This window comes from Streptomyces sp. NPDC054866 (assembly GCF_053610745.1).
On the sequence record NZ_JBSGZA010000003.1, the window covers coordinates 74,509 to 89,954 of the forward strand.

Sequence of the window (15,446 nt, forward strand, 5' to 3'; positions counted from 1 at the left end):
AGCTGTAGCACTCGCCGGCGTGACAGCGCTGGCCGTCATGGGGACAGGGGCCTGGCTGCCGGGCACGGAAGCCGGGCTGCCTGGAACGGAAGCAGGGCTGCCTGGTACGGAAGCCGGGCTGCCGGACGAGAGCGCGGCGCCCGAGAGCTCCGCGGGCGATTCCGACCCTTCGCCCACCCCTTCGCCCAACCTCTCCCGCTACTACACGCAGAAGATCAAATGGGGCGCCTGCGAGGGAGACGGGGCGGGCCTCATGTCCGAGACCGACGCCACCGCCGTCCCCAAGGACAAGAGCATCCAGTGCGGCAAGATCACCGTTCCCCTCGACTACGCGAAACCCGGGCGCGGCACGGTCAAGCTGGCCATGATCCGCATCAAGTCCAGCGGCAAGCCCCGCGGCTCGCTCCTGCTGAACTTCGGTGGGCCCGGCGGCGCGGGGGTCTCCGGTCTGCTCAACTCGCAGAAGGAGTTCGAGTATCTCGGCAAGGGGTACGACGTGGTCTCCTTCGACCCCCGCGGCGTGGGCGAGAGTTCGCCCGTCAGCTGCGGGGACGCGGGTGCCGAGGAGCCGCAGATGGAGGGGGACTCCGATGACCCTGGTGCCGTACTCGACGAGATGCGCAAGATCGCCGAGGCGTGCAAGAAGGAGTCCGGGCCCGTCCTTCCGTACGTCGGGACCGTCAACGTCTCGCGCGACCTGGACGTCATGCGCCAGGTGCTCGGCGACAAGAAACTCAACTACCTGGGCTTCTCGTACGGGACGCGGCTCGGCGCCGTCTACGCCGCCCAGTTCCCGAAGAACGTCGGGCGGATGGTCCTCGACGGTGTGGACACGCTGACCGAGGACGTCGCGGAGCAGGCCCTGGTGAGCGCGGAGGGACGGCAGACCGCCCTCGACAACTTCATCAAGTGGTGCACAGACAATGCTGGTTGTGTGCTCGGCACCGACTCGCGTGCGGCACGCGACAACATGGTCGAAGTGATCAAGGGGCTCGACAGGTATCCGCTCCAGTCTTCGGACGGCGCGGAGTTCACGGGCCAGGACGTCGTGGACGTACTCGGCCAGGCGCTCTACAGCAGGCAGTCGTGGCCCGCGCTCTCGCAGGCACTCGGCGCGCTGCTGGCGGACGGGGACCCCAGGGCCCTGCTGCGGATGAGCGGGTCCTTGGCTCACCAGAATCCCGGCAGCGGACTCGCGGGGGTGCGCGGGCGGGCGCCGGAGGATGTTCCCGCCGACAACATGGCCGCCGCGCTGATGGCCGTGAACTGCGCCGACGATCCGGACCGGCCCGACGCGAAGAGCCTGGAGAAGGAAGTCGGCAAGCTCCAGGCGGAGTTCGAGTCGACGTCGGCGATCTTCGGGCAGTCGATGCTGATGCCGGTCCTCTTCTGTTACGGGCGGCCCGCCGGTACGGACTACATCCGCGATGATGTACGCGACGTGAAGAGCCCCGACTTCCTCCTCGTCGGCACCCGGGGCGACCCGGCGACGCCGTACCGCTGGACCGAGGAGACCGCGGAGCGGCTCGGCTCGGCGGCGGTCGTCCTGGACAACAAGGGCGACGGGCACACCGGTTACGCCGGGTCGAAGTGCGTGCGGGAGAAGGTGGACGGGTTCCTGCTGTACGGGGAGATGCCGCGCACCGGGAGTTCCTGCGGGGCGGACGAGGAGGAATAACGCCCCCCGGTGGCCGGAGGCCGCCCCGCGGGTACCGTTCCCGCATGCGGCTACCGTTCCCGCATGCGCCGACAAGCCGAACAAGATGCCGCCACTCCCGGCCCCGTGACCCCCGATGACCTCGATCGGGTCGTCCAGCTCGCCCTTGCCGCCCTCCGTGAGGCGCCCCCGGCCGCCTGGGACGGCAAGGCGGGGTCGTTGGAGTGGGACTGCTGGGAGACCGTGGAGCACCTCGCCGACGATCTCTTCGCGTACGCGGCCCAACTCGGCCCGCGGCAACCGCCCTTGGCGGGCGAGGTGCCCTTCGTCTGGGAGCCCCGCAGGCCCGGTGGCCCCGCCAACGCCATTCACGCGGACCGGGCCGCGGGTCCCGCCGGGCTGCTTCAGGTGCTTGAGGCGAGCGGGGCGCTGTTGATCGCCATGGTGCGCACGGTGCCTCCGGAGACCCGCTCCTATCACGGCTTCGGAGTCTCCGACCCTGAGGGCTTCGCCGCGATGGGGGCGGTGGAGACCCTCGTCCACGCGTACGACCTCACCGAGGGCCTCGGCCTTGAGTGGGCGCCGCCCGCCGATGTGTGCGCCAGGGTCCTCCACCGCCTGTTCCCCGATGTCCCCTCGGGCGATGAGCCCTGGCCGACGCTGTTGTGGGCGACGGGGCGGGGCGAGCTGCCGGGACAGGCGCGGCGTACGTCGTGGCGTTGGTACGGGGAGCCTCGGGGCTAGGCCCTGGAGCGGGCTGCTCCGGGGCCGGGAGACGGCGCGCCGCCCGGCCCCGGCTCACGTCAGCCGGTCGGTGTGGCCGACACCTCGGGGGAGAGGGCGGACTCCAGGCCGTCCGCGTTGACGGTGGCGACGGCGTAGTAGTACTTCGTGCCGCCCGTCAGGCCGCGGTCCACGTACTCCGTGCTGCTGGTGGAGTGGGTGAACTCGGCGTTGTCCTTGGTGATGCCGGGACTCGTGGAGCGGTACACGCGGTAGCCGGTCACGGGTGCCTCGTTGCCGCCGGACGGAACCCCGTACCAGTTGAGGCTCACACTGCCCGCGCCCGGCGTGATCTCGTAGACCTGGGTGGCGCCCGGCGGACGCGGCTCCGAGTACGTCGGCTTGACCGACGCGGAGGCGGGCGAGGCGACGGAGTACGAGGACGTGGCGACGACGGCGTAGTAGTAGTCCCGCTCGTCCGCGCCCTCGCCCACCGTGGCGGTGTACCCGGTACTCGTCGTGGTGGCCACGCGGTTGGCCGGGTCGGTGATGTCCACCGGCGAGGTCTTGGAGCGGTAGACGGTGTAGGAGGAGACCGGCACGTACGGGCTCTGCGTCCACGACAGCGAGAGCCGGTTGCCCACGAGCTGGGCGTTGCCCAGGGTGGGCGCCTTGGGCGCGGTGCTGGAGCCGACGGCCTTGGTGCCGTTCACGGCGTTCGACGCCTCGGACTCGTTCCCGACGGCGTCGACACCCCGCACCTCGTACAGGTACGTGCGGCCCGCCTCGCCCTTCGTGTCACGGAAGGTCAGCGACGTCGTCGAACCGACCTTCGTGCGCTGGGCGTTGGGGGACTCCGCCCGGTACAGGACGTACTTCACCGAGTCCGAGTCGCCGGTGCGCCACGTCAGCGTCACACCGCGCTCGTCCTCGCGGGCATTGGTGAGGTCTCGCGGCGCGAAGGGGGAGACGGTGTCCCGGGTGCCGCGGAGGGGTTCGGTGTAGGGCGAGAAGTGACCGGCGTCGTCCCGGGCGCGGATCTTGTAGGCGTACGAGACGTCGGCGTCGCCCGCGGTGTCGCTGTACGAGCTTGTGGAGACGGTGTCGAGCAGTTCGTAGGGCCCGACCTCGTCCGGTTCAGTGCCCTCCGCCTCGGCGCGGTAGACCTCGTAGCCGGTGGCCGCGGAGAGTGAACTCCAGGAGAGGGAGACGGACTCACGCCCGGACGTGACGTAAAAACCCTCGGGGGCGTCGTACAGGGGGTTCTCGGGCTGGTCCGGATCGTCACCGACAGCCTTGACGGAACTGGCGGCCGAGGCAGGCGCGGTCGCGTGCGCGGTGCCGGTTAATCCGAGGGCGAGAATGACTACCGCTGCCGCGGAGGCGACGGCTGCGGGTCTGAGAGGGCGGCGTTTGGACACGGCTGGCGTTCCCTTTCCGGTGGAACCACGTACGCAGTACGGGAGTTAGGGGTGCAGTCGTGGGGGGAGTTGGTGGTGCTGTGCTGTGCCGTGGGGGCAAGGAACTGTAGCTGTACATGACCGGGAGATGGGAGGCGGCACGAGCTACCACCTGTTGGTGGCGTGTTGGGGGTGGGTGGTGTTTCCGCGTCCCGATCACGGGCTCTACCCCCGCATCCGCGGCGGGCGGATGGCAACGGCTGCTACAAGGGCGACACGCTGTGCGTCGGAGACAAGAGGGCCGACGGACGGAACGTGACCGGCAAGCGGGTCGTGGTGCTGCCCGAGGGGCGTCCTGGTGGGCGGCCCCCGGGCGGCCCGTCAGCCGAGGCGGTGGCCTGCCGCCGCCGCCTGGGCGACGAAGGCGGTCCAAGTGGCGGGCTTGACCGTAAAGTTGGGGCCTTCGGGGTTCTTGGAGTCGCGTACGTGGATGGCGTGGGGGCAGGGGGATACCTCTACGCATTCGCCACCTTCGCCGCTGCTGTGGCTGGACTTGCGCCAGGCGTAGGCCACTTCGAGGCAGTCGCCGCCTTCGCCGCTGCTGTGGCTGGACTTGAACCAGTGCAGTTCCTTGGTGCTCATTGTTCCCCCAGCATCTTCTCGATCATGGCTAGGGACTCCCGCGGATTGAGAGCCATTCCGCGCATGCTCCCATAGCGGTCGGCGATGAGGCGGACCTCTTCTGGATCAGTGATCAGTCGGGGGTGTCCTTGGGTCTCTGTGTAGGCCACCTCTTGGTGCCCCTTCGGTGTGAGGAGGTTGAAGGCGCTGTCCAGGTTGGGGTGTTCCTCGCTGTCAGTAGGGAGCACATGGATCTCCACAGTCCGTTTCCGGGCCATGCGTAGCAGATGCCGCAACTGGGCTTGCTGGACGACTCGACCGCCGATCGGCCGCTGAAGTACCACCTCCTCCAGTACGTAACTGAAGGACGGCGAAGGCCAGCGCTCGAAGATCTGCTGGCGGGCCAGCCGGTCGGCAACTCGCCTCTCGACGGTCTCCTCATCCAGCAGTGGCCGCCGGTGGGAGAAGACGGCCCGCGCGTACTCCTCGGTCTGCAGTAGTCCGTGCACCGCCTGGTTGCAGTAGTGGTGCAGCTCAACCGCCTCCGCCTCCAGCTTCGCGTACCCCCGGTACCAGTCCGGGTGCCGCGTCCGCGCCCTCTTCTGCGCCTCCCGTACGTCATCCACAGCCGCCGCCAACACGCCCCTGGCGTCGAGCAATTCATCTGCCCTGATCAGAAACTCCGGCTGCGGAGTCCGGACCCCTCGTTCCATGGACGAGATCAGCGCCTCCCCGCAATGCGCCGCCTTGCCCAGATCCCGTTGGCTCAGGCCCGCGTGCTCACGCAGCACCTTGATCTGCTTGCCCAGCGCGCTGAAGAGATGCGCTGTGCCGTCCGCCTCGGCGGGCCTTTCCGGCCGCTCTTCCCGATCCGCACTCGCCATATCCGTACCGCCCCGCAGTCACGGTCGACACCTCATACGCCCAACCGAACGCACTCATACAGCTACGCTCCGTCGCGGCGTCGTACCTGGTCAGCGTAGAGCGCAACGACCACGCTCCGTTACATGAAATCCCAAATCTCCACCCCCCAAATGCAGTTCGCGCAGCGCCTAAGCCCCACCCGCAGAGGCGCCCGCCTCGCCCGGCGTCTCGCCGCCCACCAGCTGGAAGCCTGGGGCATCCCGCACGGCAGCGACCTCTCCGACGCAGCAGCGCACATCACCGCCGAGCTGGCTGCCAACGCCGTCACGCACGGCCACGTACCCGGAAGGGACTTCGAACTCCGCCTCACCTACACGGAGTCCGCGCGCACGCTGCGTATCGAGGTGTCGGACGCCCGCGGCGACCGCGTCCCGCAGTTGTGCCCGCCAGATCCCGAGGCGGAGTCGGGCCGGGGGCTGCGTCTCGTCGAAGCGACCGCCGCAACGTGGGGCGTCACGGAGCGACTGATCGGCAAGACGGTCTGGGCCGAGCTGCGGGCGTGAGCCCGATCGGACCGGGCACAGGATGTCGGGTCCGGCAGGGTGGGTCCTTCCTAGCGTGATGGGTGTGAAAGGGAAGGAGTCCGGGGTGCTGGAGCGGTTGAACCAGGCCATGGAGCACATCGAGGCCCACCTCGATCAGCGGATCGACGTGGCCGAGCTGGCGCGGACGGCGGTGACGTCGGAGTACCACTTCCGGCGGCTGTTCTCCGCGCTGGCGGGGATGCCGCTGTCGGAGTACATCCGGCGCAGGCGGCTGACCGTCGCGGGGGCCGAGGTGCTTGCCGGGGAGCGGACGCTGCTCGAAGTCGCCGTGCGCTACGGCTACTCGTCGGGCGAGGCGTTCGCGCGGGCGTTCCGCGGGATGCACGGGGTCGGCCCCGGCGAGGCCAGGCGGGACGGCGCGGCTCTGCGCTCCCAGCCGCGGATGTCCTTCCGCCTCATCGTCGAAGGGAGCAGCAGCATGCAGTACCGGGTTGTGGACAGGGACGAGTTCCGTGTCGTCGGCAGGAAGGCGCGAGTTCCGCTCGTGCACGAGGGCATGAACCCGGCCATCGCGGAGTTCATCCGGGGGATCGGCCAGGAGACGCTGCGGCGTATCGAGAGCCTGTCGGGTCAGGGGGCGGAAGGGCCGGAGGGGATCGTCTCGGTGAGCGACGATCTGGACGCTAGCCGCGCCGAGGGGACCGAACTCGACTACTGGCACGGCGTGGTGACCGGCACGGACGGCACTGTGCCGGACGACATGGACGCCCTCACCGTCCCCGCCGGGGCCTGGGCCGTCTTCGAGAGCGAGGGGCCGTTCCCGCAGACGCTCCAGTACCTGTGGCGGGACGTGTTCACGCAGTGGTTCCCGTCGAACCCGTACCAGAGCAGGCCGGGGCCCGAGATCCTGCGGACCCGCCTCTCGGACGACGGGACGCGGGCGGACGCGGAGCTGTGGATTCCGGTGAAGCGGACGGCGGCCTGAGCGTCGGTGCGCGGCGGGCAGGCGCCTGCCCGCCGCACACCGACGTCACCGGCTCACTCACGTCACCTCACGACACCTCACCTCAGCGCGTGCGACGTCCTGCCCGAGGCCTCGTCGATCTCGTCGTGCGCCTTCGTCAGGAGCTGCATCGCCAGCTCGTTCAGCGCCCGCGCCCCCGCTATCTCCTCGCCGACCCGTGGCTGGGACGAGTCGGAGGGGTGCCGGCTCGCGTATCCGTGCGCCCGCACCTCGTTCCCGTCGGGGAGTCTTACGAGGGCTGCCGCACGGGTGCGGTGGGCGTCCTCCTCGAATTCCATCTCCACGTGCCAGCCCACAGCTGTCTTCATCACCATGACCATCACCTCCGACCCCCTGCTTCCAGGGTGCGCCCGGCCGCCCGCGGCGGTCCAGCGGGCGGCTCGGGTGACTACTGGCAGTTGCCCCGCGCCGGTTTTCCGGCGAAGCGGTCGGCCAGCCAGTTCGCCGCCAGCGGTGACTGCGTGATCACCCCGGAGACGTGCTCGCCGAGCGGGACCGTGTGCCACTCCACGTTCGCGCCCTTGGCGCACCAGTCCGTGCGGACCTTCTTGCCCACGCCGTACGGGATCAGCTCGTCGGCGAGCGCGTGGTACTGGTAGACCGGCGCGTCCGGCGCCCGTGTGCCGACCGTCGACTCGCGCAGGCGCTGCTGCCAGTCCGGCTGGTCGAGGGGGTTCTTCACCGTCATGTCGGAGATCTTCTTGAAGGCGCCGAGCACCGCGCCGTCCGCCACACAGCTGTTGCGCAGGGTGCCGATCAGCTTCTTGCCCGCCGGGTTGAGGTACGACTCCAGGTTCAGCTCGGGGAAGGCCGCGTTCTGGCCGATGGCCGCCATGAAGATCAGGCCCGAGCCGTACGAACCGTCGTTGAAGTCCGCCACCTTCATCAGGTCGCCGGGGACGCCGCCGGTGGCCGTGCCCTTGACCTTCAGGTCGGGGGCGTACGAACCGTGCAGCTCGGCCGCCCAGCTGGAGGCCTGCCCGCCCTGCGAGTAGCCCATGATGCCGACCGGGGTGTCCTCGCCGAGCCCGGCGTCCGGGAGGCGGATCGCGGCGCGGGCGGCGTCCAGCATGGCGTGTCCCTCGGCCTTGCCGACCGTGTAGGTGTGGTCTCCGGGGGTGCCGAGGCCTTCGTAGTCCGTCACGGCCACGGCCCAGCCGCGCAGGGTGAGCTGCTGGATGAGGTTGGCTTCGAAGGTGGTCCCCCGGGGGAAGCCGGCGCTCGGGGCGCAGTGGTCGCCCATGCCGATCGTGCCGACGGCGTACGTGATGAGGGGGCGGGGGCCCTTCCTGCCGTCCTGGGGCACGATGACCGTGCCGGAGACGGTGTTCGGCTCGCCCTTCGCCGTCGTCGACCGGTAGTTGATCTTCCAGGCCTTGGTGTGGGTCGGCTGGCCGGGGAGGGGGTGGAAGCTGCTGGGTGCGGAGCTGACGATGTCGCCGGGGGCGGCGGCGTCCGCCGCCGGTGCGGCCTGCGCCGTGACCGGGGTGACGACCGACAGGCCGAGCGCGGCCACCACGGCCAGGGCTCTTGCGCTGGTTCTCGCACTGATTCTTGCGCTGGTACGAACGTGCATGCGGCTCTCCCAACTGTCCTCAGTGGCTGGGGCGTTCAGGCGACGACCGTAGTGACTCGCGGGTAAGTCCGGCGCTGGCGGGAGCGCTCAGCTTTGTTGACCCCGGTTCTCATAGGCCCGGTTCTCATAGCCCCGGTTCTCATAGCGGTAGGCGCCCGGCGTCGTCCCCGTCCACCGCCGGAACGCCCGGTGGAAGGCCGTGTCCTCGGAGAAGCCGAGCCGTGCGGCGAGGTCGGCGATGGGCTCCGTGCCCTCGGCGAGCCCCGCGATCGCCGCGTCACGCCGCACCGCGTCCTTCAACTGCTGGTACGAGGTGGACTCCTGGGCCAGGTGACGGCGCAGCGTCGCGGGGCTCACCGCGAGGCGGGCGGCGATCTCGCCGAGGGAGGGGAGCCGGGGGGACGTGCGCAGGGCGTGGGCGAGGGCGCGGCGTACCTGTTCCGCGACCGTCGTCCCGTACTCGCGCCGGGAGAGGAGGTCGAACGGCGCGCGGTTAAGCATCGCGTCGAGCGCCGCCTCGTCCCGTATCAGCGGCGCGGCCAGCCAGCGCTCGTCGAACCCGGCACCCGTGCGCGGCGCGCCGAAGCGGACCGGGCAGCCGAAGAGGAGTCCGTACTCGTCCTTGTGCGGGGGCGGGGGATGCCCGAACTCGGCCCAGTGGAGCGGGATGCGGCGCCCGATCAGCCAGCTGCACAGGCGGTGCCAGATGATGACGAGGCACTCGGCGAGGAAGTAGTCCCGTTCGAGGTCGTTGCGTACGGCGAAGACGGCGCTGCCCGTCCCGCGGTGCTCAAGCGTGAGGTCGGGGCCGCCCGGAAACAGCCCGTAGAAGGTGACGCCACGCTCCATCGCGGCGCCCAGGTCACGGCAGCCGAGGGACGCGTGGCACATCATCGCGAAGGTGCCCGGCCTGCTGACGGCCGAGCCGAGGCCGAGGAACTCGTCGCCGGTGGCGCGGTACAGCTCCCGGAAGAGGCGGGCGAACTGGACCTCGGTGATGCGGGCCCGGTCGTCGCCGAGCAGGAGCGGGGGGATCTGGGCGGTGCGGAGCAGCGGGACGGTGTCGATCCCGTGGCGCTCGGCGCCGTGCAGCATGGCGCGGACGTGGTGGACGGTGATGGTCCGGCTGGGCATGGGGTTTCCTTCCCCCGTCGCGCCTCTTCTCGAACCAGCCGCGCGGCGCGGCTACGGGGAGGTGCACCGCCCCATAGCCACGCCTCGGGTGTCAGACTCCGGCCAGGCCCGCGAGCACCCCGAAGCCCACGGGCAGCAGGAAGGCGATGCGCCCGTACTCGGGGCGCCCCTTGTCCGCCCGGCGCAGGAAGGTCGCGAACCCCGCGGTGACGATGCCGAACGTCACCGCGTACAGCAGGGTGTCGGTGGTCGACAACCCGCTCCAGCCGTCGGAGAACAGCGCCGTCAGCGTCATCGTGCCGCCGAACAGCGCGGCACCGGCCAGCGCGTCGCCGCCGGTGAACACGAGCGGCGACTCACCGCCGTGCCGCTCCTTGCGCCAGACCTGGAAGACCAGGACGGCGACCAGGACGACCTCGGCGGCGACGGCCAGCATGAACGAGGCCTTGAAAGTGGTCTCCATGATCTCCATGGTCTCCTCCCCCTTCCTCAGCCGCAGGCGGTGGCGACGGTGGAGATGCCGGTGACCTCGCCGAAGATGGCGACGAGCAGCTTGAGCCGCTCTTCCTTGTTGCCGGCCTGCACGATGAGCTTGGCACCCTTGAGCACGCCGCCGAACTTGGTGGCCTTGGTGACGAGCAGGGCATTGCCCGCGATGAAGGCGCCGATCGCGCCCACGCACTTGGTCACCTTCCAGGCGGTGTTCCAGCCGCGCAGCTGCACGCCCTGCGGCGCGAGCTGGGTGAGCGCCGCCTTCTGGGCCGCCTCGTCGCCCGGGTACATCGCTTCGACGAGCTGCTGGTTCGTCGGGTTCTGGGGAAGCGCCCCCAGTCGCTCCTCCAGACCCTCTTCGACGATCTCCGGGACGCTTTCAGCGGCTTGCTGTTCGGCGGCGCGGGTGTTGGCGGCCTCGGTGGCGGAGGCGATCGGTCCGGTGGCGGCGAGAGCGAGGGCCGCGGTGACGGACAACGCGGCGGTGCGCAGGACGGTTCTCGATATGGACATATGTGTTCCCCTTTTTGTTCATCGCGACGCGATGGCCGGCGCCGGTCGATACCGCCCTGGTCAGGGGCGGTTGGGCGGCGGGCTTGGGAGGGATACTGGTGCCGGGGCCCCTGGGGCAACAAGGGTTTTGAGGATCTTCTGAGGGTCCTCTGAGGGGCCGCTGAGGATCTTCGGGCCGCCGCGGGTTGAGCTTCGCGGCCAACCCCGCTGACGCTTCCCGTCATCCCTCGACCGCCCGCACTGTCCCTAGCGTCATACGCATGCAGCCCACGGAGCGTCCCGAGACCCTGGCCGTCCTCACCGAGTGGGCGGCCGACCGCCACGGCAAGCTGCCCGCCCTCCGGTTCAAGTCCGGAGGCGGGGCGTGGGAGGAGGTCTCGTACGAGCAACTGCGGGAGCGCGTACGGGACTGCGGGCGGGAGCTGCTGGCGCTCGATGTCCGCCCGGACGACCGCGTGGCGATCCTCGCCGAGACGCGCCCCGAGTGGACCTACGCCCACTTCGCCACGTTCGCGGCGGGCGCGGTGGTCGTCCCCGTCTACCCGACGGCGGGGGACGAGGAGGTCGAGTGGGTCATCGGGGACTCCGGCGCGTCGGTGGTGATCTGTGAGAACGCCGCGCAGGCGGCGAAGATCGAGCGCTTGCGGCCGCGGCTGGAGGGCGTACGGCACGTGCTGCTCATGACGGAGCGCGAGCGGCAGACGGAACTCGGCCCGCCGGACGCCCTGTTGGATCGAGCCCGGACCCGCACCCCCGCCGACCTCGCCACCATCATCTACACCTCAGGCACCACAGGCCTGCCCAAGGGCTGCCTCCTGACCCACGGCAACCTGGGCGCCGTCCAGTCAGCCACCCTCCCGCTGATCCAGGGCGGCCCCGGCGACTCCACGTACCTCTACCTCCCGCTCGCCCATCTCCTGGCCCAGCTCATCGAGTTCACGACGCTCATCCAGGGCGGCGAGCTGTGCTTCTTCGGCGGGAAGATCGAGAACGTCGTCGCCGAACTGGCCGAGGCCAGGCCCACGCATCTGCCGTCCGTGCCGCGCCTGTTCGAGAAGGTGTACTCCGTGGTCCTCTCCCTCGCGGAGTCCCAGGAGGGGGGCCGCGAGCGGTTCGAGGAAGCGGTACGCATCGGGGTCCTGGCGGCGGACGGCGTCCTGCCGCCCTCGCTCCAGGACGCGTACGAGGCAGCGGACAAGGCCCTCTACGGCCTGGTCCGGCAGGCGCTCGGAGGGCGCGTCCGGTGGGCGCTGACCGGCGGCGCGCCCATCGCGCCGCACGTCGTCGACTTCTTGAGGGCCTGCGGAATCGCGGTCTACGAGGGGTACGGGATGACCGAGTCGGCCGGCGTGATCAGCCTCAACCACCCGGGGGCGGTCCGTTACGGCACGGTCGGCCGCCCCGTCGCGGGCTGCGAGGTCCGCATCGCGGAGGACGGAGAGGTCCTGGCCCGGGGAGAGATGATCTTCCCCGGCTACCACGCCGACCCGGCCGCGACGGGGGACGCCCTGGACGAGGAGGGCTGGCTGCACACGGGCGACCTGGGTGCGGTCGACGCCGACGGCTACCTCAGCATCACCGGCCGCAAGAAGGACCTGATCATCACCTCCGGCGGCAAGAACCTCACCCCGTCCCTCAGCGAACTGGCCATCCAGCGCTCGCGTTTCGTGTCGCGCGCGGTCATGGTCGGCGACAAGCGCCCTTACCCGGTGGCCCTGATCACGCTGGACACGGAGGAGGTCGCGGCCTGGGCGGAGCGGGAGGGCGTGACGCTGACGGAGCCGCTCGCGCAGGACCCCCGCGCCCGCGCCCTGGTCCAGGAGGCGGTGGACGAGGCGAACGCGACGGTCTCGCACCCGGCCCGCATCCGCGAATTCGCCCTGCTGGACGCGGACTTCACGGTGGAGGACGGGCTGCTGACGCCGAGCCTGAAGGTACGGAGGCGGGCGGTGACGGAGCGGTACGCGGGGGTGGTGGAGGGCCTGTACGGCACGGGTCGTCCGGCGGCTACGACACCCCAGCCAGGCGCAACAACGCCGTAGTCGCCGCCGCGCCGACCACGACCACGGCGAAGGGGGCCTTCCGCCAGGCGAGGATCCCGCCGGCCAGCACACCGATGGGCCGCGCCCACCCGGCGAAACCGTGGCCCTCGGTGAGCGCACCGGTGGCGAGCAGCGCGACGAGCAGGACGGTCGCCCCGACGGCCAGCAACTCCTGGACGCGGGCGGGGAGTTCCACCCGCCCGTGCAGCACAGGGCCCGCGAGGCGGAAGGCGTAGGTACCGGCGGCGAGTACGAGGATGCAGGCGAGGTAGGCGTTCACGAGGCGCTCCTCTCGGGGAGGCGGGAAGGGCGCGAGGGGCGGCCCGGTCCGCGCCGCGCAGCGAGGAGCCCCAGCAGGGCGAGCAGTACCGGCACCCCGGCGGGCAGCCACGGGGCCGCGGCGACCGCGATGACGGCACCGGCGGCTGCGGCCCGCCGCGTCATGCTGTCGCCGCGCAGTGCGGGAAGGACCAGGGCGAGGAGCACCGCGGGAAACGCGGCGTCGAGCCCGAAGCGTGCGGTGTCGCCGATGACGGACCCGGCGAGCGCGCCGCCGAGAACGCTGACGTTCCATACGGCGAACAGGCCGAGCCCGGATATCCAGAACGCGGCCTTGCGCCGCTTCTGGTCGGGCTGCGCGAGGACGAAGGCCGCCGTCTCGTCGGTGATGAGGTGCGCGCCGAGGAAGCGTGCGGCCCAGGACCGGCCCAGGCTGTCGGCGACGGCCAGGCTGAACGCGGCCGTGCGGGAGTTGAGCAGCAGGCCGGTGGCCGCGGCGGCGACCGGACCGCCGCCCGCCGCGAGGATGCCGACCGCGCTGAACTGGGCGGAGCCCGCGTACACGAGCAGCGACATCAGGACCGGCACCCAGACGGGCAGGCCGCCCGCGACGGCGATCGCGCCGAAGGAGACGCCGACGACGGCGTCGGCGAGCCAGACGAGGGCGATGTCGCGCAGGACGCCGCGGGGGAGATGGGAGAGGCGCACGAAACCGTCGTTCGTTCGCTGTGATGGGCTGTATGTTCGGTGTGGCGAACGCATACGTCGTAGGATGGCTGGGGCAGGCCCCGTTCGTCAAGACGAACGATTGGTCCGCTACGACGAACGGCAATGAGGGAGCGACTGACGGCATGACTGACGACAAGGGCGAGGGCAAGAGCGACGGCACCGTCCGATCCCGGCTGCCTCGCGAATGGGTGGCGGCGGCGTTGCGCCGGGAGCGGGCCAAGGCGGGGCTCTCCCTCTCCGAGCTGGCCAAGCGCGCGGGCGTCGCGAAGTCGACGCTGTCCCAGCTGGAGGCGGCCACGGGCAACCCCGGCATCGAGACGCTGTGGGCCCTGGCGGTGGGGCTGGGCGTGCCGTTCAGCGTGCTGGTGGAGTCGCCCGCGCCCGAGGTGACGGTGATCCGGGCGGGCCAGGGCCCGACGATGCATGCCGAGCGCGCCTCGTATGCGGGGACGCTGCTGTCGGCGGGGCCCGCAGGTGTGCGGCGCGACATCTACCACGGGGCGATGGAACCGGGTTCCGCCCGGGAGTCCGACCCGCACATCCCCGGCTCGGTGGAACACCTGATCGTCAGCACGGGCCGACTACTGGCGGGCCCACGAGACGAAACGGTGGAACTGGCCGCAGGGGACTACATGTCATACAGAGGCGACGTCCCCCACGTGTACGAGGCCCTGACCCCGAACACAACGTTCGTACTGATCATGCAACACAACTAGACGCCCCATAGGGGCGCGAGGAACGGCGCGACAAGCCACAACGGCGCCGCAGCCGAGATCGCACGGTCGCGCCCCAAAGGGGCGCGGGGAACTGCGCGACAAGCCACGACGGCGCAGCAGTCAAAAGCCGACCCACGACCTACGACTACCCCCGCTTCCGAGGCCCAGGGGCCAGCAACTGCTCACGCAGAGCCGTGAGTTGATGCGACGTCTCCACGGCCAGCCCCTCGTCCAGCGTAGCCAGAGCGAGAAGCAGCGCGTCCGCCACGACCAGGGCGGTCAAGGCCTCGGTCGTGATGCCGGTAGGCGTATGCGGCGCCGTCAGGACCGCGTCCACCCGCGCCCCGTAAAGCTCCGCCAGCTCATCCGTGACCAGGACGACCCGCGCCCCCACCGCCCGCGCCCGCTCTATGAGCACCGTCAGCTCGGTCAACGCCCGCCCCGGCTGGAAGATCACCACCGCGTCGCCCTGCCGCACGGCGAGCAGATGGTCGGCGAGCGCGAACCCCGTATCCCCGAAGTACCGCGCCCGGCGGCCGATCCTGCCCAGCGCCAACGCCAGGTGCCGCGCGGCGAGTTCGGACGCCGCGATGCCGTAGCAGTGGATCTCCGGGGCCTCGGCGAGGAAGCCCACCGCGTCCCGCAGCGCCTCGCCCGGCGTCAGGCGCCGCGCGTGCTCGATGCGCTCCTGGGCCTCGTCGAAGACGTCGCTCCAGATGTCGTCCAGATCCCGGCCCACGTGCGCGATGCGCTGCCGCAGCCGCACCTCGGGCGCCACCGCCGACGTGAAGTCCGACGCCAGCTCCCGCTTGAGCGCGGGCAGGCCCGCATAGCCCAGGCGCTGCAGAGCGCGGACCACCGTCGCGTTACTGGTGCCGCTCGCCGTGCCCAGCTCCTGCGCGCTGGCGAAGAGCAGCGACTCGGCGGGGGCGCTGACCACGTACTGGGCGACGGCCCGCTCGGACGTCGAGAGCGTCTCCCACTGGTCACGCACGGCGGCCCGCAGCCGTGCGAGCCCCGCACCGCCGGGCCCTTCGCCGGGCCCCGTCCGATCCTCTGAAATTTCCATTACAGCTATTGACTCTCGTGTGATGGCCGTTACTCTCCTGGGCAACGCATTCCAAAAGGAGA

At 70.7% G+C, this 15,446-nt stretch carries 17 protein-coding genes; 6 read left to right on the forward strand and 11 right to left on the reverse strand.

What is annotated here, in order from left to right; translation table 11 throughout:
- The first annotated feature begins 37 nt into the window (after window positions 1–37).
- Together ACWGI2_RS15705 and ACWGI2_RS15710 are read left to right on the forward strand one after the other, a co-directional pair.
- On the forward strand, window positions 38–1,678 hold the full coding sequence (locus ACWGI2_RS15705) for an alpha/beta hydrolase (protein ID WP_453696739.1): 1,641 nt from the start codon (window positions 38–40) through the stop codon (window positions 1,676–1,678).
- Between the two features lie 63 nt (window positions 1,679–1,741).
- Window positions 1,742–2,401, forward strand: a complete 660-nt coding sequence (locus ACWGI2_RS15710) for a maleylpyruvate isomerase N-terminal domain-containing protein (protein WP_453695845.1) — start codon at window positions 1,742–1,744, stop codon at window positions 2,399–2,401.
- A 59-nt stretch (window positions 2,402–2,460) separates the two neighbouring features.
- Here the strand turns inward: ACWGI2_RS15710 and ACWGI2_RS15715 are convergent, their stop codons facing one another.
- The 3 genes from ACWGI2_RS15715 to ACWGI2_RS15725 all read right to left on the reverse strand — a co-directional run bounded on the left by ACWGI2_RS15715 (window position 2,461) and on the right by ACWGI2_RS15725 (window position 5,285).
- Window positions 2,461–3,801 carry a fibronectin type III domain-containing protein gene (locus tag ACWGI2_RS15715; protein ID WP_453695846.1) on the reverse strand — a complete coding sequence of 447 codons (1,341 nt, stop codon included), beginning with the start codon at window positions 3,799–3,801 and terminating at the stop codon, window positions 2,461–2,463.
- Between the two features lie 360 nt (window positions 3,802–4,161).
- Window positions 4,162–4,422, reverse strand: coding sequence for a DUF397 domain-containing protein (locus tag ACWGI2_RS15720; protein ID WP_453695848.1), 261 nt, complete (start codon window positions 4,420–4,422; stop codon window positions 4,162–4,164).
- Window positions 4,419–5,285: a helix-turn-helix domain-containing protein gene (locus tag ACWGI2_RS15725; RefSeq protein WP_453397576.1), complete on the reverse strand. Its 867-nt coding sequence runs from the start codon at window positions 5,283–5,285 to the stop codon at window positions 4,419–4,421. Before ACWGI2_RS15725 ends, ACWGI2_RS15720 begins: the two co-directional genes overlap by 4 nt.
- Before the next feature lie 123 nt (window positions 5,286–5,408).
- On the opposite strand from ACWGI2_RS15725, the gene ACWGI2_RS15730 reads away from it, so the two are divergent.
- Both ACWGI2_RS15730 and ACWGI2_RS15735 read left to right on the forward strand, forming a co-directional pair.
- Window positions 5,409–5,828, forward strand: coding sequence for an ATP-binding protein (locus ACWGI2_RS15730; RefSeq protein WP_453695849.1), 420 nt, complete (start codon window positions 5,409–5,411; stop codon window positions 5,826–5,828).
- A gap of 85 nt (window positions 5,829–5,913) precedes the next feature.
- Window positions 5,914–6,795, forward strand: coding sequence for an AraC family transcriptional regulator (locus ACWGI2_RS15735; protein ID WP_453696740.1), 882 nt, complete (start codon window positions 5,914–5,916; stop codon window positions 6,793–6,795).
- A 77-nt stretch (window positions 6,796–6,872) separates the two neighbouring features.
- On the opposite strand, the gene ACWGI2_RS15740 is transcribed toward ACWGI2_RS15735, so the two are convergent.
- The 5 genes from ACWGI2_RS15740 to ACWGI2_RS15760 all read right to left on the reverse strand — a co-directional run bounded on the left by ACWGI2_RS15740 (window position 6,873) and on the right by ACWGI2_RS15760 (window position 10,549).
- Window positions 6,873–7,154, reverse strand: a complete 282-nt coding sequence (locus ACWGI2_RS15740) for a DUF1876 domain-containing protein (RefSeq protein WP_453397574.1) — start codon at window positions 7,152–7,154, stop codon at window positions 6,873–6,875.
- Window positions 7,155–7,222: 68 nt separating this feature from the next.
- Window positions 7,223–8,410, reverse strand: a complete 1,188-nt coding sequence (locus ACWGI2_RS15745) for a lipase family protein (protein WP_453397573.1) — start codon at window positions 8,408–8,410, stop codon at window positions 7,223–7,225.
- 87 nt (window positions 8,411–8,497) lie between these two features.
- On the reverse strand, window positions 8,498–9,544 hold the full coding sequence (locus ACWGI2_RS15750) for an AraC family transcriptional regulator (protein ID WP_453397572.1): 1,047 nt from the start codon (window positions 9,542–9,544) through the stop codon (window positions 8,498–8,500).
- A gap of 91 nt (window positions 9,545–9,635) precedes the next feature.
- Window positions 9,636–10,007 carry a hypothetical protein gene (locus tag ACWGI2_RS15755; protein WP_453695851.1) on the reverse strand — a complete coding sequence of 124 codons (372 nt, stop codon included), beginning with the start codon at window positions 10,005–10,007 and terminating at the stop codon, window positions 9,636–9,638.
- Window positions 10,008–10,033: 26 nt separating this feature from the next.
- The gene (locus ACWGI2_RS15760; RefSeq protein ID WP_453695853.1) at window positions 10,034–10,549 is read right to left on the reverse strand and encodes a hypothetical protein; all 516 of its coding nucleotides are present in this window, start codon (window positions 10,547–10,549) and stop codon (window positions 10,034–10,036) included.
- Between the two features lie 260 nt (window positions 10,550–10,809).
- Here ACWGI2_RS15760 and ACWGI2_RS15765 point away from each other — a divergent pair, with 260 nt between their 5' ends.
- A complete protein-coding gene (locus tag ACWGI2_RS15765; RefSeq protein ID WP_453695854.1) occupies window positions 10,810–12,591 on the forward strand; it encodes an AMP-dependent synthetase/ligase in 1,782 nt (593 codons plus the stop codon).
- On the opposite strand, the gene ACWGI2_RS15770 is transcribed toward ACWGI2_RS15765, so the two are convergent.
- Both ACWGI2_RS15770 and ACWGI2_RS15775 read right to left on the reverse strand, forming a co-directional pair.
- Window positions 12,557–12,871: an AzlD domain-containing protein gene (locus tag ACWGI2_RS15770; protein ID WP_453695856.1), complete on the reverse strand. Its 315-nt coding sequence runs from the start codon at window positions 12,869–12,871 to the stop codon at window positions 12,557–12,559. The genes ACWGI2_RS15765 and ACWGI2_RS15770 overlap by 35 nt on opposite strands.
- A complete protein-coding gene (locus ACWGI2_RS15775; RefSeq protein WP_453695858.1) occupies window positions 12,868–13,632 on the reverse strand; it encodes an AzlC family ABC transporter permease in 765 nt (254 codons plus the stop codon). The genes ACWGI2_RS15770 and ACWGI2_RS15775 overlap by 4 nt, the downstream gene beginning before the upstream one ends.
- Before the next feature lie 89 nt (window positions 13,633–13,721).
- Between ACWGI2_RS15775 and ACWGI2_RS15780 the strand changes: the two genes are divergently transcribed.
- Entirely contained in the window at window positions 13,722–14,315 is a 594-nt protein-coding gene (locus ACWGI2_RS15780; protein WP_453695860.1) for a helix-turn-helix domain-containing protein, read from the forward strand.
- Between the two features lie 145 nt (window positions 14,316–14,460).
- Here the strand turns inward: ACWGI2_RS15780 and ACWGI2_RS15785 are convergent, their stop codons facing one another.
- Window positions 14,461–15,384 (reverse strand): MurR/RpiR family transcriptional regulator, encoded by a 924-nt coding sequence (locus tag ACWGI2_RS15785; protein ID WP_453695862.1) that lies wholly within the window; start codon window positions 15,382–15,384, stop codon window positions 14,461–14,463.
- Between the last annotated feature and the right edge of the window lie 62 nt (window positions 15,385–15,446).

Coding starts and splice junctions, on each gene's coding strand:
- ACWGI2_RS15755 (WP_453695851.1), bottom strand. CDS start 10,007: ATGGAGACCACTTTCAAGGCCTCGTTCATGCTGGCCGTCGCCGCCGAG.
- ACWGI2_RS15705 (WP_453696739.1), top strand. CDS start 38: ATGGGGACAGGGGCCTGGCTGCCGGGCACGGAAGCCGGGCTGCCTGGA.
- ACWGI2_RS15780 (WP_453695860.1), top strand. CDS start 13,722: ATGACTGACGACAAGGGCGAGGGCAAGAGCGACGGCACCGTCCGATCC.
- ACWGI2_RS15710 (WP_453695845.1), top strand. CDS start 1,742: ATGCGCCGACAAGCCGAACAAGATGCCGCCACTCCCGGCCCCGTGACC.
- ACWGI2_RS15775 (WP_453695858.1), bottom strand. CDS start 13,632: ATGCGTTCGCCACACCGAACATACAGCCCATCACAGCGAACGAACGAC.
- ACWGI2_RS15720 (WP_453695848.1), bottom strand. CDS start 4,422: ATGAGCACCAAGGAACTGCACTGGTTCAAGTCCAGCCACAGCAGCGGC.
- ACWGI2_RS15760 (WP_453695853.1), bottom strand. CDS start 10,549: ATGTCCATATCGAGAACCGTCCTGCGCACCGCCGCGTTGTCCGTCACC.
- ACWGI2_RS15740 (WP_453397574.1), bottom strand. CDS start 7,154: ATGGTCATGGTGATGAAGACAGCTGTGGGCTGGCACGTGGAGATGGAA.
- ACWGI2_RS15745 (WP_453397573.1), bottom strand. CDS start 8,410: ATGCACGTTCGTACCAGCGCAAGAATCAGTGCGAGAACCAGCGCAAGA.
- ACWGI2_RS15765 (WP_453695854.1), top strand. CDS start 10,810: ATGCAGCCCACGGAGCGTCCCGAGACCCTGGCCGTCCTCACCGAGTGG.
- ACWGI2_RS15730 (WP_453695849.1), top strand. CDS start 5,409: ATGAAATCCCAAATCTCCACCCCCCAAATGCAGTTCGCGCAGCGCCTA.
- ACWGI2_RS15785 (WP_453695862.1), bottom strand. CDS start 15,384: ATGGAAATTTCAGAGGATCGGACGGGGCCCGGCGAAGGGCCCGGCGGT.
- ACWGI2_RS15750 (WP_453397572.1), bottom strand. CDS start 9,544: ATGCCCAGCCGGACCATCACCGTCCACCACGTCCGCGCCATGCTGCAC.
- ACWGI2_RS15725 (WP_453397576.1), bottom strand. CDS start 5,285: ATGGCGAGTGCGGATCGGGAAGAGCGGCCGGAAAGGCCCGCCGAGGCG.